The sequence below is a fragment of the Mycobacterium shunyiense genome (genome assembly GCF_058270035.1).
This window is the reverse complement of record NZ_JBZDPT010000012.1, coordinates 1-22,795: the sequence shown is the minus strand read 5'-3', so window position 1 is coordinate 22,795 and position 22,795 is coordinate 1. Positions and strand designations below refer to the sequence as shown.

At 62.8% G+C, this 22,795-nt stretch carries 25 protein-coding genes and 1 pseudogene; 20 read left to right on the top strand and 6 right to left on the bottom strand.

What is annotated here, in order from left to right:
• Nucleotides 1–40 precede the first annotated feature (40 nt).
• The 8 genes from AC4ELS_RS10145 (at nucleotide 41) to AC4ELS_RS10110 (ending at nucleotide 5,414) form a co-directional block, all read left to right on the top strand.
• The gene (locus tag AC4ELS_RS10145; protein ID WP_499047072.1) at nucleotides 41–721 is read left to right on the top strand and encodes a hypothetical protein; all 681 of its coding nucleotides are present in this window, start codon (nucleotides 41–43) and stop codon (nucleotides 719–721) included.
• Between the two features lie 30 nt (nucleotides 722–751).
• Nucleotides 752–1,444: a hypothetical protein gene (locus AC4ELS_RS10140; RefSeq protein ID WP_499047069.1), complete on the top strand. Its 693-nt coding sequence runs from the start codon at nucleotides 752–754 to the stop codon at nucleotides 1,442–1,444.
• A gap of 125 nt (nucleotides 1,445–1,569) precedes the next feature.
• On the top strand, nucleotides 1,570–1,944 hold the full coding sequence (locus tag AC4ELS_RS10135; RefSeq protein WP_499047068.1) for a hypothetical protein: 375 nt from the start codon (nucleotides 1,570–1,572) through the stop codon (nucleotides 1,942–1,944).
• A 58-nt stretch (nucleotides 1,945–2,002) separates the two neighbouring features.
• On the top strand, nucleotides 2,003–2,440 hold the full coding sequence (locus AC4ELS_RS10130) for a hypothetical protein (RefSeq protein WP_499047065.1): 438 nt from the start codon (nucleotides 2,003–2,005) through the stop codon (nucleotides 2,438–2,440).
• Nucleotides 2,437–2,964, top strand: a complete 528-nt coding sequence (locus tag AC4ELS_RS10125) for a hypothetical protein (protein WP_499047063.1) — start codon at nucleotides 2,437–2,439, stop codon at nucleotides 2,962–2,964. Before AC4ELS_RS10130 ends, AC4ELS_RS10125 begins: the two co-directional genes overlap by 4 nt.
• A gap of 43 nt (nucleotides 2,965–3,007) precedes the next feature.
• On the top strand, nucleotides 3,008–3,310 hold the full coding sequence (locus tag AC4ELS_RS10120) for a hypothetical protein (protein ID WP_499047061.1): 303 nt from the start codon (nucleotides 3,008–3,010) through the stop codon (nucleotides 3,308–3,310).
• 30 nt (nucleotides 3,311–3,340) lie between these two features.
• On the top strand, nucleotides 3,341–3,655 hold the full coding sequence (locus tag AC4ELS_RS10115) for a DUF732 domain-containing protein (RefSeq protein ID WP_499047058.1): 315 nt from the start codon (nucleotides 3,341–3,343) through the stop codon (nucleotides 3,653–3,655).
• 19 nt (nucleotides 3,656–3,674) lie between these two features.
• A complete protein-coding gene (locus tag AC4ELS_RS10110) occupies nucleotides 3,675–5,414 on the top strand; it encodes a PEP-utilizing enzyme (protein ID WP_499047055.1) in 1,740 nt (579 codons plus the stop codon).
• Between the two features lie 183 nt (nucleotides 5,415–5,597).
• Here the strand turns inward: AC4ELS_RS10110 and AC4ELS_RS10105 are convergent, their stop codons facing one another.
• Entirely contained in the window at nucleotides 5,598–6,038 is a 441-nt protein-coding gene (locus AC4ELS_RS10105) for a limonene-1,2-epoxide hydrolase family protein (protein WP_499047053.1), read from the bottom strand.
• A gap of 235 nt (nucleotides 6,039–6,273) precedes the next feature.
• Here AC4ELS_RS10105 and AC4ELS_RS10100 point away from each other — a divergent pair, with 235 nt between their 5' ends.
• The 3 genes from AC4ELS_RS10100 (at nucleotide 6,274) to AC4ELS_RS10090 (ending at nucleotide 7,902) form a co-directional block, all read left to right on the top strand.
• Nucleotides 6,274–7,341: a hypothetical protein gene (locus AC4ELS_RS10100; RefSeq protein ID WP_499047050.1), complete on the top strand. Its 1,068-nt coding sequence runs from the start codon at nucleotides 6,274–6,276 to the stop codon at nucleotides 7,339–7,341.
• Between the two features lie 97 nt (nucleotides 7,342–7,438).
• A complete protein-coding gene (locus AC4ELS_RS10095; protein ID WP_499047048.1) occupies nucleotides 7,439–7,696 on the top strand; it encodes a helix-turn-helix domain-containing protein in 258 nt (85 codons plus the stop codon).
• Nucleotides 7,696–7,902, top strand: a complete 207-nt coding sequence (locus tag AC4ELS_RS10090; RefSeq protein ID WP_499047046.1) for a hypothetical protein — start codon at nucleotides 7,696–7,698, stop codon at nucleotides 7,900–7,902. Before AC4ELS_RS10095 ends, AC4ELS_RS10090 begins: the two co-directional genes overlap by 1 nt.
• 158 nt (nucleotides 7,903–8,060) lie before the next feature.
• Here the strand turns inward: AC4ELS_RS10090 and AC4ELS_RS10085 are convergent, their stop codons facing one another.
• The gene (locus tag AC4ELS_RS10085; protein WP_499047043.1) at nucleotides 8,061–8,693 is read right to left on the bottom strand and encodes a TetR/AcrR family transcriptional regulator; all 633 of its coding nucleotides are present in this window, start codon (nucleotides 8,691–8,693) and stop codon (nucleotides 8,061–8,063) included.
• A 214-nt stretch (nucleotides 8,694–8,907) separates the two neighbouring features.
• Here AC4ELS_RS10085 and AC4ELS_RS10080 point away from each other — a divergent pair, with 214 nt between their 5' ends.
• The 3 genes from AC4ELS_RS10080 to AC4ELS_RS10070 are packed head-to-tail and all read left to right on the top strand — an operon-like array spanning nucleotide 8,908 to nucleotide 12,098.
• Complete coding sequence (locus AC4ELS_RS10080) at nucleotides 8,908–10,119, top strand: sulfotransferase family protein (RefSeq protein ID WP_499047042.1); 1,212 nt, start codon at nucleotides 8,908–8,910, stop codon at nucleotides 10,117–10,119.
• Nucleotides 10,119–11,327, top strand: a complete 1,209-nt coding sequence (locus AC4ELS_RS10075; RefSeq protein WP_499047040.1) for a hypothetical protein — start codon at nucleotides 10,119–10,121, stop codon at nucleotides 11,325–11,327. The genes AC4ELS_RS10080 and AC4ELS_RS10075 overlap by 1 nt, the downstream gene beginning before the upstream one ends.
• Nucleotides 11,328–11,333: 6 nt before the next feature.
• Nucleotides 11,334–12,098 carry a hypothetical protein gene (locus AC4ELS_RS10070; RefSeq protein WP_499047038.1) on the top strand — a complete coding sequence of 255 codons (765 nt, stop codon included), beginning with the start codon at nucleotides 11,334–11,336 and terminating at the stop codon, nucleotides 12,096–12,098.
• Nucleotides 12,099–12,211: 113 nt separating this feature from the next.
• Here the strand turns inward: AC4ELS_RS10070 and AC4ELS_RS10065 are convergent, their stop codons facing one another.
• On the bottom strand, nucleotides 12,212–12,643 hold the full coding sequence (locus tag AC4ELS_RS10065; protein ID WP_499047035.1) for a limonene-1,2-epoxide hydrolase family protein: 432 nt from the start codon (nucleotides 12,641–12,643) through the stop codon (nucleotides 12,212–12,214).
• Between the two features lie 104 nt (nucleotides 12,644–12,747).
• On the opposite strand from AC4ELS_RS10065, the gene AC4ELS_RS10060 reads away from it, so the two are divergent.
• The 4 genes from AC4ELS_RS10060 (at nucleotide 12,748) to AC4ELS_RS10045 (ending at nucleotide 16,834) form a co-directional block, all read left to right on the top strand.
• The gene (locus AC4ELS_RS10060) at nucleotides 12,748–14,106 is read left to right on the top strand and encodes an FAD-dependent oxidoreductase (protein ID WP_499047032.1); all 1,359 of its coding nucleotides are present in this window, start codon (nucleotides 12,748–12,750) and stop codon (nucleotides 14,104–14,106) included.
• A 69-nt stretch (nucleotides 14,107–14,175) separates the two neighbouring features.
• Nucleotides 14,176–15,255 (top strand): ABC transporter ATP-binding protein, encoded by a 1,080-nt coding sequence (locus AC4ELS_RS10055; RefSeq protein ID WP_499047030.1) that lies wholly within the window; start codon nucleotides 14,176–14,178, stop codon nucleotides 15,253–15,255.
• Between the two features lie 27 nt (nucleotides 15,256–15,282).
• The gene (locus AC4ELS_RS10050; RefSeq protein ID WP_499047027.1) at nucleotides 15,283–15,636 is read left to right on the top strand and encodes a hypothetical protein; all 354 of its coding nucleotides are present in this window, start codon (nucleotides 15,283–15,285) and stop codon (nucleotides 15,634–15,636) included.
• 19 nt (nucleotides 15,637–15,655) lie between these two features.
• A complete protein-coding gene (locus AC4ELS_RS10045; RefSeq protein ID WP_499047024.1) occupies nucleotides 15,656–16,834 on the top strand; it encodes a thiolase family protein in 1,179 nt (392 codons plus the stop codon).
• Nucleotides 16,835–16,912: 78 nt separating this feature from the next.
• Here the strand turns inward: AC4ELS_RS10045 and AC4ELS_RS10040 are convergent, their stop codons facing one another.
• Together AC4ELS_RS10040 and AC4ELS_RS10035 are read right to left on the bottom strand one after the other, a co-directional pair.
• Nucleotides 16,913–17,809: a DUF7064 domain-containing protein gene (locus AC4ELS_RS10040; RefSeq protein WP_499047022.1), complete on the bottom strand. Its 897-nt coding sequence runs from the start codon at nucleotides 17,807–17,809 to the stop codon at nucleotides 16,913–16,915.
• Nucleotides 17,809–20,424 carry a PEP/pyruvate-binding domain-containing protein gene (locus tag AC4ELS_RS10035; RefSeq protein WP_499047019.1) on the bottom strand — a complete coding sequence of 872 codons (2,616 nt, stop codon included), beginning with the start codon at nucleotides 20,422–20,424 and terminating at the stop codon, nucleotides 17,809–17,811. Before AC4ELS_RS10035 ends, AC4ELS_RS10040 begins: the two co-directional genes overlap by 1 nt.
• A 96-nt stretch (nucleotides 20,425–20,520) precedes the next feature.
• On the opposite strand from AC4ELS_RS10035, the gene AC4ELS_RS10030 reads away from it, so the two are divergent.
• Together AC4ELS_RS10030 and AC4ELS_RS10025 are read left to right on the top strand one after the other, a co-directional pair.
• Nucleotides 20,521–21,189: a TetR/AcrR family transcriptional regulator gene (locus tag AC4ELS_RS10030; RefSeq protein ID WP_499047016.1), complete on the top strand. Its 669-nt coding sequence runs from the start codon at nucleotides 20,521–20,523 to the stop codon at nucleotides 21,187–21,189.
• Nucleotides 21,190–21,402: 213 nt separating this feature from the next.
• Nucleotides 21,403–22,179 carry a hypothetical protein gene (locus AC4ELS_RS10025; protein WP_499047015.1) on the top strand — a complete coding sequence of 259 codons (777 nt, stop codon included), beginning with the start codon at nucleotides 21,403–21,405 and terminating at the stop codon, nucleotides 22,177–22,179.
• Between the two features lie 167 nt (nucleotides 22,180–22,346).
• Here the strand turns inward: AC4ELS_RS10025 and AC4ELS_RS10020 are convergent.
• Nucleotides 22,347–22,795: pseudogene (locus tag AC4ELS_RS10020) on the bottom strand (hypothetical protein); the annotation flags it as partial.

Sequence of the window (22,795 nt, the reverse complement as noted above, 5' to 3'; positions counted from 1 at the left end):
AGTGTGCACGTCAGAAAATCAACTCGAGAAAGGCAATGCTGTGAGTGCCAATGACACCAAGGTGCGCCCGACGCGCGAAGCTGACGATGCCGCCGCTGAGGTGGAGTCGGAATCTGTCGAGCCAAAATCGACCGAGCCAAAATCGACCGAGCCAAAATCGACCGAGCCCGAAGACAGGGCTGCGCCCATCGATCGATCCCGTTCGATATCGCTGAGCGTGCGCACTTTGATCCTCGGCGCGGTGATCGTCCTGTTGGTGGCTGCAGTGGCAGTCTTCGGCTGGCTGTACTTCGGTGCGCGCCATCAACTGAGCACCCAGACCGCGCAAGCTGACGCCGCCTCGCATGCCGAGAAGGTCGCCCTCGACTACGCGGTGAACGCCGCCACGATGGACTTCAAGGATCTGCAGGCCTGGCACGTCAAACTGGTGGCGGGGACAAGTCCCGAACTGTCCAAAAAGCTTTCCGACGCAGGGACTTCCATGGAGCAGGTCCTGGTTCCGCTGCAATGGAGTTCCACTGCCGAACCTTTGGTGGCCAAGGTGAGATCCGTCAACAACGGCGTCTACATGGTCGACAGCTTTGTCAGCGTGCATACCAAGACTGTGCAATCGCCCGAAGCGCTGCAATCGACCGCGACCTATTCCACGACGATCGACAGCAACAAGGACTGGCAGATCACCGACGTCGGTGGAATCGGTGCGGCGCTGGGACCCAAGTAGCGGACTTGCGCGGGTGAAAGGACAGACACGGTGAGCAAGAACAAGAGAATCCGGCGCCGCGCCGGCGGCCTCGGATGGGCGGCGATTCTGATGGCGGTGGCGGTGCTCATGAGCGCGCCCTCGGGTGCCGACCCGGCTGACCCTGCGGATCAGCCGGGGCTGCCGAATCTGCCCTCTGACAGCGACCTGATCCGCCCGATGCCGGTGATCGTGCCGACGGCGTCGGCCTGGGCGCCCAAGTTTCCCTTTCCTTACGATCAAACCAAGGACAAGGTCACCGACGCCGACATCACGGCGATGCGAGAAATGTGTCAGTGGTACAACGCTCAGTACGCCACCCTTCGAGCCCAGATCGACAGGCTGCAATTCAACAGGATCGACAAGACGCCGGCAACAGATCCGTTTGGTCCTAACGGCAAGGACTTCGACTACACCCGGGACAATGTCCAGCAGCAGGTCGACATCGTGACCACAAATATCGGGCAGGCCGTGGACTTCCTGGCCCCGCGGGCTCAGTCGCTCACCCAGGCCCAGAACCCGTTCGGAGACCATTATTTCGCGGTCTACGAAGGTGAAGCGTTCTTCAAACTGTGGGAGCAGCTGTCCAACGTCAACAACGGGATCCTGGCTCATCAACCCAACTGGTTCACCGGGCCGTCGGTGCAGAAGGCGAAACGTTGGGGAAGCGACATCCACCGCTCACACGTCTGCGAAGGGGCATGAGGGTGCACAGTGCGAACCCGGCGACAAGACCCGTTTTCGGTCCGCCTACTCGGCGCGTTCGACGCGAGATATCCTTAATTTCAATTGTTTTCGCGGCAACAGCCCTCGTCGCCGCACCTACCGCGATGGCCGACACCACCGAAAACCTGAGGGCCGCGGTGGCCGAAGCACGTGGAGCGGCGTGCGGTCCGCTGCGATCGAACCCGGTGATCGATCAGGCTGCCGCCGCGATCAACAAAACTACCGACCAATGGATCAACAACGAGGCGCGAGCCGTGCCGGAGACCGATGCGTTGCCGCTGTTGAAGGACCTCGGCTACGACGGAAGCCACGCAGCGATATTGTCCGGCGCCGCACGTCCGGACGCCCAGGCGATCAAGGCGGTTCTGCTGCAGGGCTATGCCAAGATCCCAGACTGCTCGTACTCCGCATACGGAGTGAGTGCGATGTACAACGCGAAGAAGCGGTTGACGCTCACCACGGTGGTACTCGCCGGATAGCCTCCCAGAATCGATTGCTTCGCAAAGTATTTCACTCACCCGTCAAAGGAGTCGCGTGATGCGCTTTCTCCCACCGCTCGTCACGGTGCTCGCCGCCGGTGCAGCCATGCTGGCCCCACCGGTGGCGTACGCCGACGACACCGTCACCTACGACGTCTTCTCGGATTCGGTCGGGGTGCTGACCGGCCTCGAATACCGCGACACCTCGGGAAAGCATCTCCTACAGAACGTCCCGCTTCCGTGGCGCTTCACTGTGCCGGTCGCCGACGCGACCAGCCCGACGGCCGATGGTGCCGAAGTGCGCGCCGACTGGCGGCCGAACTTTCGCACCGCGGCGACCGTCGGCCGCGTGCTGCAAGGCCATTTCGTGACAGTCCGTATCTGGAGGGGCGACGAATTGCTCTGTGAAAGCATCCTCGACGTTGGCAACGTCACCTGCTACGGGAGTGTGCCGCACCGATCCGAGAACGAATCGTCGCCGGGGAACCTGCCATGAACCGCCGCTGGGACAGCAACATCCGACGCATCCACCGCTGGCTGACTGCCCTTGGCAACCTCGGTGCGGTCATGCTCGTTGCCGCACCCGCGGTGCAAGCCGATCCGGCCGCCGGTCCGCCAGATCCCTTCCCGGACTACAAACACATCGTCCGGTACTACCACGAAGTGAAGTACGACGACTACTTCACCGGCAGCAGCGGGGGAGTCTGGTTCTCGACACCGCTGGGACTCAATTGCGGGATCTGGGACCGGGGCAGTTTCGGATGCACCGGCGACATTCGCGGAGCGCCCCCTGGCACGACCAACATCGGTTGGGTCAACGGCAACATCGTCACCCGCTACGACTGGCTGCTGGGGGTCCAGTTTCCGCCGGGCAGGGCAGAACGCGATCTGCCCCCGTCGAGCTACATCAACTACAACGGGACGGTGTGCGCCACGATGGCCGACACCAGTACCTATTGCCGTCGCGGTCCCTATAAGTTTCTGGTCACCCAGACCCGGTCCTGGTTGGCCCCGCCGTGACCCACCCGAATCGTCAAATCGCCCGCCGCCCGAGGGGAGCAATATGAAGACCGCCATATCGCTACTGGCCGGCGTCATGTGCGCAATGACCATCAACATGGCCATCGCACCTCACGCGTCGGCCGAACCACTGACTCCGCCGGCGCCTGGCGAGGAACAGTACCTCCAGCAGTTGCGCAAGGTCTTCGCCGCCAGTCACGACCCGACGTCATTCCGCAGCGACGGCGAACTGCTGTCTTTGGGGCGCTTTGCCTGTAATAGACGCGACGCGGGTTTCGTCGGGCAAGAAGCGACCTTGTTGACCCCGGCCGTCACCCAGTTGGCGTTCATCTACCTCTGCCCATAGCGGACCGAGTGTCGCCAGAAAGGACACTGAATGCGAAGACATACTGCAGTCCTCGGTTTAGTCGTGCCGGCACTGCTGCTCGCGCTGTCGACGTCACCGTCGGCGCATGCCGACAACGCCAGCTTCGTCAGCACCGCCAAATCCATGGGGTTCGTGCAAAGCTCACCCAGCCTCGTCAGCACCGCAAAATCCGCCTGTTACTTCCTATGGCTCAACAGACACCCCGCACAAGTCGAACAACGCATCCTGCGATACACCCGGGTGCAACCCGAACAAGCGCACGACTTCTTTGTCCTGGCGGTCAACGAATACTGCCCGCAATACCGCGGACTCATCGGTCCCTGATCGGATGGAAGGGAATCTCATGGATCTCACGAAGCCGTGGGTCGTCGACAACGAGCTGAGCACGCGGTGGCCGGTATACACCCGTGCGAACGTCGGTGAAGTCTCGTCCACGGTGGCCACGCCGCTGTTCTGGACGATGATCGGTGGGCCGCCCAACGAAATACAGTGGAAGCAGGCGCTTGTCGAGTTCGGTGCGTTCGACCTCGACGAGTTCCGCGCCGATACCCTAGACATTCAGGGCCTGGTGTACGGGTACGTGTACTTGAATCTTTCGCAGTCGCGTACGTTCGGCGCACGGATGCCCGGAGCCACACCGGATCTGATGGACCGGACCTACCTCGGCGACCTGCGGGCCCCGGCTTACGTTGCGCATCCCGATGACGACCGTCCGGAGTTCACCGAGCGGATTCTCGCGACGATCGGGCGGGTCATGTCGGAGACGAGCCGCCCCGACATCGAGGAGCACCGCCTGATGGCGGAGCGATTGCGGGCCCAGCGACCGGATTTCGCGCAGCTGACCGATCGGGAACTCCTGGACCGCCAGCGGACGGTGCTACGCGAGCACTTCGCACCGATCGTGCTGCGGACGCACTTGCGGATGGTGTACGAAGGCTCCGTCGTCGCCGGGGCCCTGGAGCAGGCGCTGCTGCCTGTCGGTGATCCGAGTCTGGCGGTCACGCTGACCAGCGGGCTGGGGAACATCGCGTCGGCTGCGCCGAACGAGGCGATGTGGGCGCTGGGTCGGGCCGTCCGGGAATCGCCAGAGCTGTCGGCCGAGTTCGACGGTGGTATCGCGGGTCTCGATGACCGTCTGCGGATGTCGGATTCGGATGCAGCTCGACGGTTCCGGGCCGGGTTTGACGATCTGATCTACCGTTTCGGTTCGCGCTCCACGCAGGAGTGGGAGGCGAACGCGCGGACATGGGAGTCGTTCCCCTCGATACCGCTGGGAATGATCGACCGCATGCGGTTGCAACCGGACGACAAGGACCCTGCCGAACAGGGACGCCGCTTGCGTGCCGAGCGCGAGGCGGCACTCGAACGGGTGCGGACGCAACTTGCCGGCCGGCCTGACGAACTCGCCGCGGTCGACGCGGCCCTGCGTTCGGTGGCGCTGTACTCGACAGCGCGCGAGCAGAGTAAGACCAACACCATCCGGGTGTTGCACGAGGGACGGCTGCCCATGCTGGAACTCGGACGACGGTACGCGTCGGCCGGTCACTTCGCCCGACCTGAGGACATCACGATGCTCAGGGAAGACGAACTCGACACATTGGTGGAGAACCCCGACGTCTACCGGGACGTCATCGCCGAACGATGGGCCTGGTTCGAGGAACTGTCGAAGTTCGAGCCGCCGTTCATCATCGAAGCCGGCAAGGTCCCACCGGTGACCGAGTGGCCCCGACGAGAGGATCCCGCTGCCGACGTGGCCGAGGCCGGCGAGGTGCTGACCGGTACACCTGCCTGTGCGGGCACGGCCACCGGGATCGCGCGGATCATCAACGATCCGGAGGACGCGGTCGATCTCGAACCCGGCGAGGTGCTGGTGGCTCCGTTTACCGATCCCGGTTGGACGCCGTTGTTCACCTCCGCAGAGGCGGTCGTGGTCAACGTCGGGTCACCGATGAGTCACGCGGCGATCGTGAGTCGTGAGCTGGGGATCCCGTGCGTGCTGGGGGTCAAGAACGCCACCAAGCGGATCACCGATGGGATGCGGATCACGGTCGACGGCGGTGCCGGCACGGTGATGGTGCACTGAATCCTGTTGAGTCAGGCTACTTCACGCAGTCGCTCCATCGGCGAAATCCTGGGCTGCCTGCACGAGTGTCGGGACTATGCGCCCCATCGTCACCGCGCTGACGATCACGACACCCTCGGCGCGTTCGACACGTGACCGAATCACGGAGCGGCGGCACACGGTGGCCGCCGCCACGGTGTGCCGTTACCCGCCTACGGGTGCATGCCCCAACTCGCTGGCGAGTGATTGCAGTTGTGTTGCGGTGCCGAGGCTGTCGAGGTAATCGGTGTAGCGGTGAATCTTTCCGTCTTTTACTTCGAGCACGCCGGCCACCCGGAAATCCATGATCGTGGAGCCGTCGGACTTGCGCATGGTGTCCACCCGCTCGGTGAAGACGAGATCGGCCGATGATCCGATGCTGATGACATTGATGTCGCAGTACGCCATCCCGGTCTGCTCAGCGAGCGTGTCGAGGTACTTCAGTGAATCCTCCAAGTTGGGATGATGATCGAACCCGACACTCTCCCATTCCACGTCGTCGGCCAAGAACTCCCGATACGTCTGCTTGAACCCTTCGAGGTCGGGGCCCATACGCGCGAAAAAGTCCAGCACGAACTGCTCGTTGGGGGTGTTTGCCTGCACCATGACGAACCTTCATTGGTCGAGTTATGAAATAGTGAGTACTCGACGATCATGGCGGCGCGAGCGGTGCGGCGCAAGGCCCGCCGGCAAGCTGCCCAGATCTGCAATTTATCTAGATATCGACTAATTAACGATAAATAATCGAGTGGTCAGATATGGTGCGCTGAACAGCCACAGGGCCACGGAAGTGTCTGGCCAGACGGGTTGAGGCATAAAGCTGCGACTCTGGCTGTGGTTGATGACCGTCACCGGTGGTGATCGTTTGGAACGGGCTAGGAGAGGTGAAGGCAAGGCGATGTCAGTCATGAATGATGAGCTCGACGGGCGGATGTTGGGTGACACCCGTCGGCCGCAATACTGGAAGGCGTGGCTTGCGGTAGCGGTGTTTGTGGTCGTGTCCCTTCTTCTCACGAGATTTAAGTCGAACCGGCTGTCCGAGTCGAGTACCGACGAGCACTTCGGCCTTCCGATGAAGCCGACCTACGAGCCGTACCTGGTGACCAACAATGTGATTGCCACCGTCGCCATGACGATCATCGGTTTGGCAGGGCTCGCGATGGGCATCGCATACTTCCGGAAGACGCGCGATCCGGGGGCGATGATGCTGGCCCTGAGTGCACCTCTCGTCGTTATTACAGAGGTATTCCTCGACATCATGGGCGCCGTCTACTTCCCTTGGAGCTCCACGGAGTTCCTGGGGCACGCATTCACGCTGATGGGGCGAGAAATGCCGTGGTGGATCGTCGCCGGGTGGTTTGGCTATGCCGCGCTCGGAGCATTCGAGTACGTGACGATCGCCAAGCGTCCGACAACCAAACATCTCTGGAAGTCGTTGGGTGCCTTGGTCCTCCTTGCTATCCTCTTCGAAGAAGCGCTGCTTGCCATCGGCGTTTATCACTACTACGGCAATCACCCGTTGGTGTTGCTGTGGGAGCTTCCCTGGTGGTGGGAGGCATGTAACCCGCTCGGAGTGACCCTTGCGGCAGCGATCGCGTATCGGTTCCGCTCGTACTTCCGTGGGATTAGAGCGCTCCTGCTGTTGCCGATGATGCCGGTGGCGATGGCCACAGCGTATGGCGCCGCAGCCCTGCCGGGTTGGGTCGCGCTCAACGGCGACTACCCATGGCTGATTACCCAGATACTCGGCTTCGCCTCGATGGCTCTCGGGTTCGCGCTCTTCTGCCTGATTCTTCGGATGATCCTCAACAGGCGGCCGTTTGAGATGGACTATGCCCCGGCTGACGAGGAGAGCGAGTTTCGCATCGACGCCTCGGCCAGACAAGAGGAGGAAAGCTCCCAACGGTAGGTCCTGACTGTGGCGGCAATGGCCGGCCGGTGCACGAGGCCTACCATGGCAACGGGTATTCCGCGCAAAGATCTGCGAGATCTGCCATTGCCGCCACGTGTCTGCCCCGGTATTCGAAGTGACCTTCCCTCGGCAGGATCGGAGTGCGCAGCGTGAGCTGAGCTGTGGGCGGATAACCGCAGCGCGAGAGTTGTTCTCGCGCCGGGGTTATCGAGCAACGACGACGCGCGAGATCACCCAACACGCCGGGCTGTCGGAAATGACGTTCTTCCGGCACTTCGACTCGAAGTTGTCGCTTTTCGAGACCGTGGTGCTCGTGCGATCGACGAATTCCTGCATAGGCAGGTATTCCTGATGCCGTTTCTCTCAGCCGAAGCGGTGGCCGAAACAATGCGACTACGCAACGAGTGCGCCGACCGTATTGGGCGAGACCCCAACGAGGTCAAGATCATCCACGAGATGCCGAGGGCGCCGTATCTTGATGAACAGCAGATCTCGGAGGCGGACTACGCCCGCGCGTTGACCTACATCCAGATCGCGCGTCGACTTCCGAAAGTGTGAATCGAACCGAACGCCGAGATCGGAACTCCGAACGAATGCCCGTCCCGACTCGTCGAGTTCATGGACCTCGGAGTCGACGAGATATGCCTGCACGGGGCGTCGCCGTCGCAATTGGTGCTCGTCATCGATGCGTACCGGACCAGGCGCACAGCTTCGTCCTAGCAGCTCCGGAGATCTACGCGTAGCCCGTCGACGATGAGCGCGAGGCCGGATTCGAAACTGGGACCACTAAATCGAGCGTCGAACTCGGGAGCAACGCGAGCAAGCGAAGGGAATCGCTCCGGCGGCAGCGAGGCGATGCGCGCCGACTCTGCCGCGTCGGGAACGTTGTTGTGGCCGGCGACGATCGCAAAGCCGACAGCGTAGGTGAACAGCGTATGTAGATACGCGACGGCTCGGGCGGCATCGAATCCGGCGTCGAGCAGGATGCCCAGAAGTTCGTCTCGAACGGGATCGAGTGCGGGGCCGGGGATGAACCCGCCCGCAAGCGCCTGAGTGGCTCCGGGGTGCTCGCGCAACGCCGCATACAGACGTCCGATCGCCGAGGCCAGGCGGACGTCCCAATCTCCGTCGTCTGGCCTCGAAAGCGGCTGCAATGCGAGGTGAACAACGCCCTCGATCAGGTCGTCCTTGGTTGCGACGTACCGGTAGAGGGACATCACGCCGACCCCGAGATCCGCCGCCAGCCGCCGCATGGTCAGGCTCGGCAGGCCCTCGCTGTCACAGATCTTCAGCGCCACTTCGAGGATTCGCGTTCGGCTGAGCCTGCGGTCCGTTTCGCCGCTAACCATGTCGTGCAGATTACTACCGTCGATACATTAGTCGCCTAATGGATAGTCGAGTATTGACTTTGAGTACTTAGTACGCAACTCTTGACGAGTGATGTGACCTGGAGCATGCGAGCCCGTCATGCGGGCGTCGTGTCGAACGGAAGGATTCGCTTTGCCCGTATTAGATGGCGGCCTGCGCCGAGCCCGGTGGACACCGCCCGAGAGGCCAGAATGGTTGAAGGCGGTCAACACCGAGGCTGAGCACTTCGACCTGCCGAGTGTCGTGCCGCTCGACGCGCGATCGCTCATCGAGGCGGCAACCGCCCGGACCGGTCTGGACGACTTCGGCGATGACGACTGGCGCGAACCCTTCGAGGTGCTCGTACGGTCTCTGGACACCGAAGCCAACCTGCACCTGATGGGTCGGCTCATGACCCGGTCGGATCTGTTGATCACGTTGGAGGCCCGGTTACGGATCGAAGCGATGTACACGCGCCACCCCGAGATCGACGAGCAGGTGATCACGAAGCCGCTCGTCATCATCGGCCAGGGGCGTAGTGGTACGTCCATGCTGCTCAACGCGCTGGTTGAGGACCCGGACATGGGCACCGTGCGGAACTGGGAGGCGCTGTTCCCCTGTCCGCCACCCGAATCCGCGACATACACGACCGACGATCGAATCGCCCGCGCCGACGGCCTCACGACGCAGTGGAATCGCGTCGCTCCGACGATCGAATCCATGCACGAGTTCAGCGGTTCGGTTCCCACCGAGAGCATTCACGTGCACTGCACGAGCTTCCGCTCTCCTGCGTGGTTCGATCTCATGGGGCAGGTTCCCTCCTACGCGCAGTACATGGCGGATCAGGACCCCGCCGACGCGTATCACTACGAGAAGCGGGTGCTGAAGCTTCTGCAGTGGCGCAACCCGCGACGCACCTGGGTGATGAAATCGCCCTATACGCTCACACACCTGCCCTCGGTGCTGGACGCCTATCCCGACGCCGGCTTCATCTGGACCCACCGCGATCCGGTGAAGGCGCTCGCCTCCGTTGTCAGCCTGATCGGCACACTGCACTGGATGCGCAGCGACGTTCCGTTCCAAGGGGATTCGCTCGCGCAGTTCACGAACTCGGATCTCGCCGCGGCGATGATGAGCCAGCCTATTCGTTGGCTCCAGGAGGGAAAGCTCTCCGCCAGCCAACTGTGCAACGTGCAGTACCAGGATCTGGTGAAGGATCCGATGGCTGCGATCGAGAATATCTACGAATTCTTCGGGCTGCCGTTTTCTCTGGAAGGGCGTCAGGCCATCTCGAATCACTTGCAGAACAACGCGCGCTCGAACCGGCCCGCGCATACCTACGACATCGGCTCGGACGAGGAGATCCTCATGGAACGAGAAGCATTCAAGCCCTATCAGGAGTTCTTCAACGTGGCGAGCGAGATCTGATGGCGGACATCCGGCAAGCCTGGGAGCGGTTCCACGCCGGCGTCGACGACGCTCGACGGGCGGTGGAGAACACGCAGCGCTTCAGCGAGTACCCCGAGCTGCGTGCCCAGATATACCCGGCCATCCTCGAGGCGCAGGCGATGGCCTACCACGCGGCGGTCGTTCCACGCAGACACCGTCAGTCCCCGCGGGTGCACTGGAACGCACTGTTCTACGAGGACGCCACCTGCCTCGGCACTCCTATTCAGGACTTCCGGTACGGCACTCTATATCTCGACGGTCGCAGGACGTATCGCCTGAGCGGCCGGATCGCCGACGCCAAGCTCCTCCTCATGCAAGTGCACAGTCATCTGCTCGGCGACCCAGCATCAGAGGAGATCGGCAACTACGATTTCCACGACTTCGAACTCGGCGAGAACGGGACTTTCGAGATCACCGCCAGCGCCGAGGAGCACAAGGGGAATTGGATCCGACTGTCCCCGGATTCGTCGTACAACTTCCTTCTGGTGCGGGCGATCATGGGTGACTGGTCCGACGAGCTGTCCACTCTGACAATCGAAGCGGTCGACCCCGCACCGTCGGTTGATGATCCGGACGAAGAGGTGGCCCAAGGACTTGCCGCGGCGGCGGCGTTCTTCCGGTACCTGGTCGACGTCTACATCATCGGGCTCTACGACATCTACATCGGGCGGGCCGGCGGACAGAAGAACCAGTGGGTGACGATGCCCGGTGCGGAAGTCGCCACCTCACTCGTCGGCAGCCAGTCCACCACGTACGTTCCCGGGGTCTACGAGATCAGCCCCGACGAGGCGCTGATCATCGAGTGGCAGCCGCCGGATTCGGATTACTGGTCGGTCGAACTCGGCGACATATGGTCGCGACCCTCGGATTTCATGCACCGGCAGACCGATGTCAACATGACCCGGGCGCGGATCGACCCGGACGGAATCTTCCGAGCCGTCATCTCACCCGAGGACCACGGATTCGCCAACTGGCTGGATCCCAACGGAAATCTGGTAGGCGTCGTCGTGATGCGCAACTACCGCAGTCGCAGCGCGACAGTGGCTCCGTCCCTCACGAGGGTCAAGGCCGCCGAGCTGGCCGACCACCTGCCGAGCGACACCGCCCGCGTGTCGGCTGCGCAACGGCGGAAGGACCTCGCCTACAGGCGCAGGGCCACGGAGAAGTTCTTCAATCCGGCGAATTGAGTATCGATGCCCTCTTGGTACGACGCGCTCATCGACGCGTTCACGCTCGACAACACCCCACTGCTGATATCCGCGGCGGTCACCTTTGTGATCGGATACCTGGAGTACCTGTACTCGTTCGCCCTGATCCGACGCGAGGGACGAGCGCCATATCCGGTGTGGATGCACACCTTCTATCTGGCTCACGACAGCAGCTGGGCGGTCATCCTGCTGCTCGCCGCGTCCCGCCACGACTGGAACTGGTTCCTAACCGCGTGCGGTATCGCCCTGATCGTGTGGAACTTCTTCGAGGTCTACAACATCTACAAGGTCCTCACCATCGAACGTCAGGAAGTCTTCGGCGACGTCGTCAAGGGCGCCGTGACGCTGCGGCAGGCCGCATTGTTCGTCGGAATCCAGATCGCCGCGATGTACGGCCTGGTGAACGTCCTGATCGTGTTCATGGGGCCGGGCAGTGTCATGCAGTGGTTCCTGTTCACCAACATGCTCATCGCCTCCGCTCCCGGCCTCCTGTGGATGAAGCGCGGTGCGCAGGAGAACTCGCGCAGGGGCGCCAGTATCGGCCTGGCGATCGTCATCCTGGTCGGCACGGTCAACACGTTCCTCCCTGGAGCGAATATGTGGGTGCTGGCCATGCCCGACGTCTTCAGCAACCCGGTCTTCTACGCGACCGGTGTGGTCTTCGTCGCGATCGCGGCGTTCAACCTGTACAGCCTCGCGAAGCTGCCGCCGAAGACGCCGACAGCGGAAGTTCCGAAACCGGTCTGGTGAGCGGTGGGCGCACAGCCGCGGTTGCCGGACGCACATCTCATGACGAGAACGCCCCGGGTTGGACGCAACCCGGGGCGGTCCGGCGGTGAGTCGGGGCGAGCGTGTCCGCGTGCTCAATGCTCGTGGCGCGGAAAACGGTTCTTGATGGGGGAGTCGGCGTTGTAGTCCGCGTAGCGGGCGATCTTGCCGTTCTCGACGGTGAAGCTTCCCATGATGGGAATTTCGATGGCGACGGTGCCATCGGCAAGGTGAACGCGGTCGATGCGTTCGGTGAGGACGATATTGCCGCGCGAGGAGATGTTCCGGAGCTCAGCTGTGCAGTAATCCATCTCGAGTGTGTCGTTGAGCTTCGTCAGGAACTCCATGGCAGCCTGCTTGCCCTTGGTGGGGGGCGAGCCGGTGTTTTCCCATGACACATCATCGGTCATCCATTGGTCGTAGCAGTCCCGCATGTGCGGCCAGGCGCCCGGGCCCCAGCCGTCGAGGAAAGCGACGACGACTTTCTCGGCATCGGTTTGGGGTTCGGCTCCGGGGTGGATGTGCACGTGACCTCCTCGAAAAAATGCTTGTCCGATAGATAATTGCATATTAGAGTTTTGAGCGTCAATGTGTGCGCTGGTGCTGCAGACACGTCCGCGAAGGGGAACTCATGGCGCTGAAGACGATCGTCATTGCAGGTGGAGGGATGAGCGGGCTTCTGGTCGCCGCCGCAGTCAGTCCTTACGCCGAGCGCATCACGATTATCGAGAAGGATGCCCTGCCGGATACGCCTGCGCCTCGACGCGGAGTACCGCAGGGCCGGCAGGTCCATGCACTGCTGGGCGCCGGTCAGGACGCCATGGCCGCGTTGCTTCCCGGGATTGTCGAAGATTTTGAGGGCGCCGGCGCCAAAATGGTCGATTCGCCGGCTGATCTCGCGGTGTATGGCAGGCACGGGTGGGCCGGTCGGGTCCGCAGCGGCACCCGCACCGTGATGATGCGACGTCCGTGGATCGAGCACGTGGTCCGCATTCGGGTCAAGGCGTTACCGAATGTGGAAATTGTCAGCGGTGCAGTCACGGGTCTGGTCGGATCGGACGACAACGGTCGGGTGGTCGGCGTGCGGTTGCGCGATGACGAGGTGCTGCAGGGCGATCTGATCGTCGATGCGACGGGGCGTGCCTCGCGTTCCCCGGACTGGCTTCGGGAACTCGGTTACGCGGAGCCCGAGGAAAAGGAAATGCGCTCCCAGATCGGCTATGCCACCGTCGAGGTGAAGTTGCCCGAAGGTTGCTTCGAGGACGGCGTCGAAGGCGTACTGACGCACCCGCATCCGGGAAATTGCCGGGGCGCTGCAATCGTGCCCGTCGACAACGGAATCTACCTCATTGCTGGGTTGGGAATGATGGACAACGATCCGCCCCGTGAGATGGACGGCTTCCTGGCTCATCTCGACGCGGCGCCGAGCCCGATTGTCGGTGAGATTGCGCGTAAGGCAGAGTTTCTCGGTCCTGTGGTGCCCTATCGGATCCGTGGCAGCCGACGACGCATGTGGGAAGAGCTGGCGCAGTTCCCCGACGGTTACCTGGCGGTGGGTGATGCCGTGATGGCGTTCAATCCGCTTTATGGCCAAGGTATGTCGGTGGCCGCTTGTCAGGCTGTCGCCATCTCGGAGGTGCTGGCGGCGGACTCGTCCACACAGGGTTTGGGGCGCCGTGCCCAGCTCGCGATGAAGGCGGTCATCGACACGGTCTTCGCCATGGCCGTGTCCACCGACGGTGCCTATCCAGATGCTGAACTCATCGGTGTCGACGGGCCATCGGAGGCGGACAAAGAGGCTTCCGCTCTGCTGTCTCAAGTCGCGACCGATGATCCGGATGTTGCGTTGGCGGCCAAGCGCTATGCGCACTTCTTCGACCACAGCGCGCTCGCCGACCCGGTGGTCGGCCAGAAGATTGCGGCCTGGCGCGAGCAGGGCCGCACAGTTACTCGTGACAATCCGGCCATCATCCCGGGGCTGCTCAGCTGAGAACGTATTGGTAATCAGCGGCACGGCAACATTCTTGGTACGAACAACGAATTCAGAAAAGGGCTTTTGATGGGTGTTCAGATTGACGTATCCGATCTGACGAAATCGTTTGGTTCGTCGAAGATTTGGGAAGACGTCACGATGTCGATTCCTGCTGGCGAGGTCAGCGTGTTGCTGGGCCCGTCGGGTACCGGTAAGTCGGTGTTCCTGAAGTCGCTGATCGGTCTGCTGCGTCCCGAGCACGGTTCGATCGTGATCGATGGCACCAACATCTTGGAGTGCTCGGCCAAGGAGCTCTACGAGATCCGCACCCTGTTCGGTGTGCTGTTCCAGGACGGCGCGCTGTTCGGCTCGATGAACATCTACGACAACACCGCCTTCCCGTTGCGTGAGCACACGAAGAAGAGCGAGAGCGAAATCCGCAACATCGTCATGGAGAAGCTCGACCTGGTCGGTATGCCCAATGACGGCCACAAGTTCCCCGGCGAGATCTCCGGCGGTATGCGCAAGCGTGCCGGCCTGGCTCGCGCCCTGGTGCTCGACCCGCAGATCATCCTGTGCGACGAGCCGGACTCCGGTCTGGACCCGGTGCGTACCGCCTACCTGTCCCAGTTGCTGATCGACATCAACGCGCAGATCGACGCCACGGTGCTGATCGTGACGCACAACATCAACATCGCCCGGACCGTGCCCGACAACATCGGCATGCTGTTCCGCAAGCAGCTGGTCATGTTCGGTCCCCGCGAGGTGCTGCTGACCAGCGAGGAGCCCGTGGTCAAGCAGTTCCTCAACGGTCGCCGTATCGGGCCGATCGGTATGTCCGAGGAGAAGGACGAGGCGACCGCGGCCGCTGAGCAGGCCATGTTGGATGCCGGTCAGCACGATGGTGGTGTCGAGGAGATCGAGGGTGTCCCGCCGCAGCTGACCGCGACGCCGGGTATGCCCGAGCGTCAGGGTGTCTTGCGGCGTCAGGCCCGTGTGCGCGAGATCCTGCACACCCTGCCGCCCGCCGCGCAGGCCGCGATCCTCGACGACCTGGATCGGGCCCATACCTACCCAGAACAATACATCGTGCATGAGTTCGGCGACGAGCCCACCGCGCGCCACTACCGCCCGGATGACGCCCCGACCGGAGCTGTCATCCCATGATTACTCCGATCACTGAGACAAGGATGGGTGGGGCTGGCGATGAATCGAGCTGAAGAGTCCGCGTTCGCCTGGGCGCTGCTGGATTCGGCGGAGGCGTTCCTCACCAAACGTGTTCGTGCGTGGCTGTGTGTGCGGATCGGGGCGGGCGAGTTGGACACCGCAGTCGAGGAGCTTCTACAGCGATTTGTGGCAAGCAATACGGCGATGCCTGCGGCTCTCGTGCCGTCACTTTGGGCTTGGGTGGATGGGTTTGCCGGCAGCGATGGCGAGGCAGGACTTCGGGAGCTGGCAATGCGAATCCGGTTGTTCAGCAGCAGCCATGCTGAGGGCAACGAACACCCGATGTCGGTGACCCCGCCCTCCCTTGTCGCATCGAGATGAAGACGGAAGAGACACACACATGGCTTCAGAACGGATTGTCCTCATCGACGGAGCGCGTACTCCCGTCGGTAGCTTCGGTGGAGCATTCAAGGATGTACCTGCCCACGAGTTGGGAGCGATTGCGCTACGAGCCGCACTGTCCCGCGCTGACGTAGCCGGGACCGACGTCGAAGAAGTCGTGATGGGCTGTATCGGGCAGGTCGGTCCGGACGCCTACAACGCTCGCCGGGTCGCTCTCGCCGCTGGACTGGCGGACAGCACACCCGCATACACCGTCAATCGGCTGTGTGGCTCAGGGCTGCAAGCTATCTGGTCGGCGGCCATGCAAATACGCTGGGGTGCAGCCACCGTCGCGATCGCCGGCGGAAATGAGAGTATGTCCCGGTTGCCGTTCTACGACTTCGGCGCGAGAGCAGGCTTCAGGCTCGGCGACCGCAAGCTTGTCGACGGCACCGTCGCCATGCTCACCGATCCTTTCAGCGGTATGCATATGGGCCGAACTGCTGAGGCTGTCGCGCGAACATACGGCGTGAGTCGCCGGCAGCAAGATGAGTTCGCCGTCCAGTCGCAGCAGCGCGCTTCCTCGGCCGCGGCGAAAGCTGCCTTCGATGATGAGATTACGGAAGTGCGATTGACCGGGCGAAATCCGAGGACCGTTGACGCCGACGAACACCCCAAGCCTGGTACCACGCTGGAGGCGTTGGCCGGCCTGCCAGCGGCGTTCGAAGATGGCGGCTCCGTGACCGCGGGCAACTCGTCCGGGATCAATGACGGGGCAGCGGCTGTCGTGCTGAGCACCGAGAGTTTCGCGACGGAACACGGTTTGACTCCCCTGGCCGTCGTCGACACTGTCACCACTGCGGCACTGGAGCCCGGCCTGATGGGGTATGCACCGGTGCCGGCGTTGCGAAAGTTGTTCGAGCAGACGGGTACCGCCCCGTCCGACATCGACATCGTCGAAGTCAACGAAGCTTTCGCGTCCCAAGCAGCTGCGGTCATCCGCGACGCGAATCTCAACCCCGAAACCACGAATCCTTATGGCGGTGCGATTGCGCTCGGCCATCCCGTCGGCGCGACCGGAACGATTCTCACGTTGCGCGTGGCCAAGCATCTGGTGCGCACGGACAGTGAGCTGGGGATCGTCACGATGTGCATAGGGGGAGGGCAAGCGCTGGCCGCGCTCCTACGTCGCCTCTGAGGCAAAAGCCCTCCACACACCGAGCCGGGCATCGGCATCGGCTCGGTGTTGGTTGGGATATCCGAACTTGCCGGTGCGTCAGAACAGCTGACGCACCACACCATGTTCGGCCATTCCGAACGCTTGGCCACCACCGTCGTTCGAATTTAGACCGATGAACTCGTCGTAAGCACTCATTGCGGGGCCACTTTTGGTCCAGCCCATGGGCACCCAGAAACCGCCATACCGCCCGGTCGACGTGTACTTGACTTCCCCGGACTCGCCAGAAACGACAACGGAGTGCAGCAACCCGGCCGCATCCCGGGTGATTCTCATTCCGGTGAGTCGCCGTAGCGGGAGACCGCCGTCGGGCAGGATGAATCCCTCGGTACGGTCCAGACCATCGGTCCCGGTGAACCTCATGACGGTAAGTGCATGGTCGTCGAAGACGACGAGGATCGCGAGGTATTCAACCAGATTGGTGGACTCTTCGCGGTAGCCCCAAGTGCGGTCACGCATCGCCCGACCGGTGAATCGCAAAGGCGTGCCGTCGAGCTCCAGGTCGCCAGTGACATGGGCCGCCTGTTGATGATGCTGCAGAGGCTCGTCCGGGACTAGGGGAGGGATCACCTGTCCTATCGAGTAATCGGCCGGCACGAACAGCGGTGTCGAGATCACCGTTCCCTGTAGCGTCGGATGGTCGACCCGCAAGGTGCCGTCGAGCCCGAATTCGAGTGAATCACTTGCGAAGGTGCCCGGTTCAAGGTCCTCGATGATCTCCAGCGGGTGGCCATCGACGCTGATGCTCAACCGGGCCCGGCGGCCGGGGGCATTGGGTGAGGTCGAAAAGTGAGCTACCCCAAGCACACTGCGATCATCCGACCAGAACACCAAGTAGGCGTTATCTTTGTATGCGGGCCGCCCGTCGGGTACGGGTCCGTGTAGCGGCTCGGCGAGCGCACCCCAAGCTGTGACGACATCGGCAGCGGTGCTCATCAGGAAATCCTTTCTGTGCAAAGTTCGATGGGTTCGAGGATGGTGACGACACCGCTGGTGCCGTCGACGCGGACCAGGTCGCCGGTGCTGATTCGTTTGGTGCCGGTGCGGGTGTTCACGACGCAGGGTTGCCCCATTTCTCGGGCTACCACTGCGGCATGGCTGAGCGCGCCGCCGATGTCGACGACGAGCCCGCCGGCAATGAACATGATCGACGACCAGCTCGGGTCGGTGGCTGGAGCTATCAAGATTTCTCCGGGTTCGACAGCCGAAAAGTCAGGCGTGGACAGCACCCGGGCACGCCCCTCGACCACCCCAGCGCTGACCCCGATACCGGTGAGATCGCCGTCGTCGATCTGCGCGGGACTGGAGAGGTCTTCGTATCTGACGGCGGGCGCGCCCCGCCACGCTGGCGGCAGCTCGATCTCGCTATACGCCGCATGTCGGGCTCGGCGGCGGGCCACCAGCTCTCGTGCATCACCGGGCAGATTGGTGCGGAGTTCCTCGAAGGTCAGGAAGAACACATCGTCGGGTCGTTCCAACAGCCCCTCGGCGCAATAGAGATCACCGAGCCGTCGGGCCGCCCCGCGGGCCACGTCGAAGGCCTGCAAGAAGGATCGTTTGGCCACACCGCGTAACGGCAGACGGGTACGGATCAGCCTCAGTGCCAGGCGCAGCGCCGGCCGTGCCGCCCGCGGAGCGGCCTCGAGCACGGCGCGTTCGGCGGCGGCGTACCGACGTCGCCGCTCGGCGTCGAGGCGGTGCGGGTTTTGGCTCTCGTCCTGCGCGCGGTAGGCCTCGACCATGGCGTGCACCGGTTTCGGGTCTTCCCGCCAGATCCGGCTGCTGAGCTCACCCTCGGCGGGGCCGTGGAAACCGTGTCGCAGCAGGAACTCATCGAGGCCGAGTCGGTTGCGTGACATCGCCCAGATATCAGCCACCACAGCCATTTCGGCGCCGCCGGGTGGCCCCGTCAACACGGTGGCATCGCCACCGAATCGCCGCGCGATGGCGCTGGCCACCTCGTAGAGCGGCTGCATTACGCCCATGATCCCGCAGGTCTGAACCCTCAGCGCCTCGACATGACGGTCCCACGCCTCGCTGAGCAAATGGGTCGCGGCCTCGGTGTCGAGTGTGCCGATCCGAGGAATCTGTGCGCGATACCAGGCATCCTGTTGCGCGGCGAAGCGCCGGATGTCGCCGGTCGCACGCAGAAACAGGGCCGGCATCCGGACCGCGACAATCGGATAGCGGTGACGGCGATGGGTGTAGTCGATCGAATCGGGTGCCCGGCCCAACAGACTTTGCACGGTTGCCTGTCCCGTGGTGCCGGGCATGTGATTGCCGACCCTGGCGAGGAATTCGGCGTTGAACGCAGGACGACCGTAGAACACCCGCAGACAGCGGCGGGCCGGGTCAGCCGGTGCGTGTCGTTCGCTGCGGTCCAGCGCGCCGGTCTGGTAGGCCGCCTCGCGAGGCGATTGCTCCACACCATGCGCCCAAACTGTCCACGACAGCGGGGTCTGAATGCCCGGCATGGCTTCACCCATATTCGAGGTGGCCCAGTGTAAGTCGGGTTCGGATTGCGTGTGCAGCGGATCCCAGTCGTCGTATCGATCGAGCGCGTCTTCAACTTGCTCCCGGGTGAGACGCCGGCTCCACACCGTTTCGGGCCGGGCCTGAAGCAACCGAATCCTGCGGTCGGCGTCGATTGCCCATTCGATGTCCATCGGTCGGCTGAATTGGTTCTCGATGGCGATGCCGAGGGCGGACAATTCGGTGATCTCGTTGTCCGACAGGGTTTGTCCGGGCCCCTCCGGTCCGCACTCGACCCGTTCGACGGTGCCGGAGGCGGGCACGAATCTGTATGCGAAAGCCTGGTGACCGATGGTCCGCTCGATGATGTCCAGATCTTTTTTGGTGATCATGAAACGGTCGGCGTCGACCTCGCCGCGGACCACAGCTTCCCCGAGTCCGAATGCGGATTCGAGGTAGACGACATTCCGGTCGCCGGTGACCGGGTGAAGGCTCATCATCACGCCGGCCGCGGCGGCATCGACCATCTGCTGTACCACGACGGCCATCTCGACCTGCTCGGTGGGCACGCCGACCATATGGCGGTAGGCGATCGCCTGAGCGGTGAACAGGCTGGCCCAGCATCGAACCACGTGTTCGACCACGGCGTCGGCCCCGCGCACCCACAGATAGGTGTCCTGCTGGCCGGCGAACGAGGCGTCCTCGGTGTCCTCAGCGGTGGCGCTGGAGCGTACTGCGACCGGGATGTCGTCGCCGAGGGCGTGGTAGGCAGCGACGATGTCGGCGCGTACCTCCGCGGCGGGTCCGCTCTGCAGGAACAAATCGGCAATCAGGGCCGATACCGCACGGTTGTCGGTGCTCTTGTCGAGTCCGGCGGTGAGCTCCTCCAGGCGATCGGCGAATCCGCCACGCGCGGTGCTGGCGCGGTAACCGTCGGTGGTGATGACGAATCCCGGGGGCACGGGATGGCCTGCGGCGATGAGAGCCCCGAGGCCGGCACCCTTCCCACCTACCCGAGCCGTCCGGTCCCCGGTGCAATCCCGCAGATCGAGCACATACGCCAGCGACGTATCTGACACCGCTACCTCCTTTATGGCGCCCATCACCCATGACTATATACGGTGTATATGGTTACGGACGGATACGGTGTCTTGTCAAGACCAGGAGGTGCAGGCATGCCGTCGTCCTCGCCGGAGGCGAAACGCTCGACCCCAGGCCCGAGCCGGTTGCTCACCGACGAGCAGATTCTTCGAACGGCCCTGGACGTCCTGCGCCGTGACGGCGTGGAGGGGCTGTCCCAGCGCCGCCTCGCCGGTGAGTTGGGGGTGACCCCCATGACGCTCTATCGGTACTACCCGTCCAAGGATGCGCTGCTGGATGCCATTGCCGACCAGGCACTGGTGGTTCCTGAGGCCGCCGACCCGGGCGTGCCGTGGTACGAGCAGCTGCGGCAGGTGTTGACGGCCGTGCACGACAGCTTCCAACGCTCTCCCGGCGTGGCAGAGCTGATGGCGGTGCGCTCGATGACCGGCCCGGGCGTGGACGACCTCCGCGAACGCATCCTGAGTCTGATGGTTGGTGCCGGCGTCAACGGTGACGAAGCACTGCAAGTGCTCGGTGTGATCAACCGGTACCTGCTGGGCTGCGCAATGGTCGAGGGCCGCACGCGGCGAACGGATGACTCTGCTGAGGCAAACCGCCTCAACGGGCTGGACCCGGACAAGTATCCCACGCTAACCGGGCTCGCGCGTCGCTACACAGCGCACGATTCCACCGAAGCCGGGTTGGCAGGGCTCGATCTGGTGATTGCGGAGGCACGGCGCCGCGCCGAACGCAACAACTGAGGGCCGTGCTATCGGACCGGCATGTCGACGGCCGGTCACAATCGGCCGGACTGCCCCTTCGGCTGACGGAATCGGGTGTTATCGGCGGCGGTTCAGGGACCGAACCGTTCAGCGCCCGGTCGAACCGTACAAGTATCGCGGCGCATACCCCGGCCGACCTCATCGCTTCGGTAGACGCTTGGCTTTAGAAGTTGTGCTCCGTAGTGTCGCGCTATGACGCTTGTGCTTGCCTATGCCAACCAGGATTTCGTAACCATTGCTGTTGATCGGCGAATCGCGAGTGTCAGAGATGGCAAACCTGTAGACGACAACTTCACGAAGTCGGCGGTTGTCTTCAACCAGTTCCTAGTGAGCTTCACGGGCTTAGCGCAGATTGGTCCGGATCAACACACTATGGAGTGGTTCGTGAAAGTAGCTGCTCGTAACCTTTCCGGGTTTGCAATGGGTGAGATCGCAGACGAGGCGACACGGGTGGTAAAGCCCATCCGTGCGAAACGCTGCGAGAAGCGGCTCGCGTTTGTAGCTGTGGGCTACGACGACAAGGGGCTCATCACCTACGGCCTCATCAGCAACATGCATACCGACGATGGTGCAGTCCTCGCGGAGTGTCGCGATGACTTCATCTGTAAGATCGACCACCCCTTGCAGAAAGCTACCCTTCGACGCATTGGCCAAGATGTTCCGGCCAATGCTGCCAAGGATCTAGAGGATCGGCTTTGGGCCACGCACGGCGAGAGCCTCCCGGACATCGATACTGTTGAGCAGATACTTGCCGGCGCAATCGAGGCTTCGGCCAGCAAGTCGGTAAGCGATACCGCATTGGTCACAACCCTTTTCAAGGGCAATGGAAGGGCGAGATTTGATGTGTATCCACCAAATGCGAAGCGCAACCAGATTATTAATGTTGCATCCCCGTACGTGCTCTTCAAGGACGGTTCGATAGTTGTGATGCCGAACCAGAGACTTAGGCGGGCCAACCGCAGCAGCTAGCGCGACTAGTTCGGCGACTGACGTAGAAAACTACCAATGTTGTGTTCGGACGTGGTGCAATACAGCCGATTACGCCGAGCAGCAGCCGTGCTTCGGCACGCCTAAAGCAGGCATCTGTGGATAGCCATGAGCTAGTCGTGCCGTTCTAGTAGACGGCGACGCAGCGCCTATCCCATCTTCTCGGTGTGCTGACTGAGTACGACCTTATCGACGGCGCCAGCAGGGGCGGAGGCGCGGATACGCAGGGCTGGCACGTATCGAGGCCGACCGGCATCGTCTCTGCCGTGATCGCTATCGTCCCACTCGTAGGCGACGATTCGTAGTGTGTTGGTTAGCCTTCCGAGCAAAACGGCGATGGGGAACGGGCAGCGCAGCAACAGATGCACGTCGGCGTTCGCGTGATCGTTGGCCACGGTGCGGATGCGTGCGGCTGCTTCTGCTGCGACTGCGCCCGCAACCGAGTTGTCGAGTAGTTCACCGCCAGTACTTCGAAGGTGTTGCCAGGCGCTGAGGTGCTGAGGTGAGCCCGTTGTAGTGGTCCAGTCGTTATGGGACTCTGTTGCCCGAGTGCTCGGGCAGGAAGAATCACCAACGACATGGCAACGAATAAGCGCCG

Excerpts from the sequence above, each read along its gene's own strand:
- AC4ELS_RS10135 (WP_499047068.1), top strand. The coding sequence starts at position 1,570 with ATGGCCGACACCACCGAAAACCTGAGGGCCGCGGTGGCCGAAGCACGT.
- AC4ELS_RS10130 (WP_499047065.1), top strand. The coding sequence starts at position 2,003 with ATGCGCTTTCTCCCACCGCTCGTCACGGTGCTCGCCGCCGGTGCAGCC.
- AC4ELS_RS10125 (WP_499047063.1), top strand. The coding sequence starts at position 2,437 with ATGAACCGCCGCTGGGACAGCAACATCCGACGCATCCACCGCTGGCTG.
- AC4ELS_RS10120 (WP_499047061.1), top strand. The coding sequence starts at position 3,008 with ATGAAGACCGCCATATCGCTACTGGCCGGCGTCATGTGCGCAATGACC.
- AC4ELS_RS10115 (WP_499047058.1), top strand. The coding sequence starts at position 3,341 with ATGCGAAGACATACTGCAGTCCTCGGTTTAGTCGTGCCGGCACTGCTG.
- AC4ELS_RS10110 (WP_499047055.1), top strand. The coding sequence starts at position 3,675 with ATGGATCTCACGAAGCCGTGGGTCGTCGACAACGAGCTGAGCACGCGG.
- AC4ELS_RS10105 (WP_499047053.1), bottom strand. The coding sequence starts at position 6,038 with ATGGTGCAGGCAAACACCCCCAACGAGCAGTTCGTGCTGGACTTTTTC.
- AC4ELS_RS10100 (WP_499047050.1), top strand. The coding sequence starts at position 6,274 with ATGACCGTCACCGGTGGTGATCGTTTGGAACGGGCTAGGAGAGGTGAA.
- AC4ELS_RS10090 (WP_499047046.1), top strand. The coding sequence starts at position 7,696 with ATGCCGTTTCTCTCAGCCGAAGCGGTGGCCGAAACAATGCGACTACGC.
- AC4ELS_RS10085 (WP_499047043.1), bottom strand. The coding sequence starts at position 8,693 with ATGGTTAGCGGCGAAACGGACCGCAGGCTCAGCCGAACGCGAATCCTC.
- AC4ELS_RS10075 (WP_499047040.1), top strand. The coding sequence starts at position 10,119 with ATGGCGGACATCCGGCAAGCCTGGGAGCGGTTCCACGCCGGCGTCGAC.
- AC4ELS_RS10070 (WP_499047038.1), top strand. The coding sequence starts at position 11,334 with ATGCCCTCTTGGTACGACGCGCTCATCGACGCGTTCACGCTCGACAAC.
- AC4ELS_RS10060 (WP_499047032.1), top strand. The coding sequence starts at position 12,748 with ATGGCGCTGAAGACGATCGTCATTGCAGGTGGAGGGATGAGCGGGCTT.
- AC4ELS_RS10055 (WP_499047030.1), top strand. The coding sequence starts at position 14,176 with ATGGGTGTTCAGATTGACGTATCCGATCTGACGAAATCGTTTGGTTCG.
- AC4ELS_RS10045 (WP_499047024.1), top strand. The coding sequence starts at position 15,656 with ATGGCTTCAGAACGGATTGTCCTCATCGACGGAGCGCGTACTCCCGTC.
- AC4ELS_RS10040 (WP_499047022.1), bottom strand. The coding sequence starts at position 17,809 with ATGAGCACCGCTGCCGATGTCGTCACAGCTTGGGGTGCGCTCGCCGAG.
- AC4ELS_RS10030 (WP_499047016.1), top strand. The coding sequence starts at position 20,521 with ATGCCGTCGTCCTCGCCGGAGGCGAAACGCTCGACCCCAGGCCCGAGC.
- AC4ELS_RS10025 (WP_499047015.1), top strand. The coding sequence starts at position 21,403 with ATGACGCTTGTGCTTGCCTATGCCAACCAGGATTTCGTAACCATTGCT.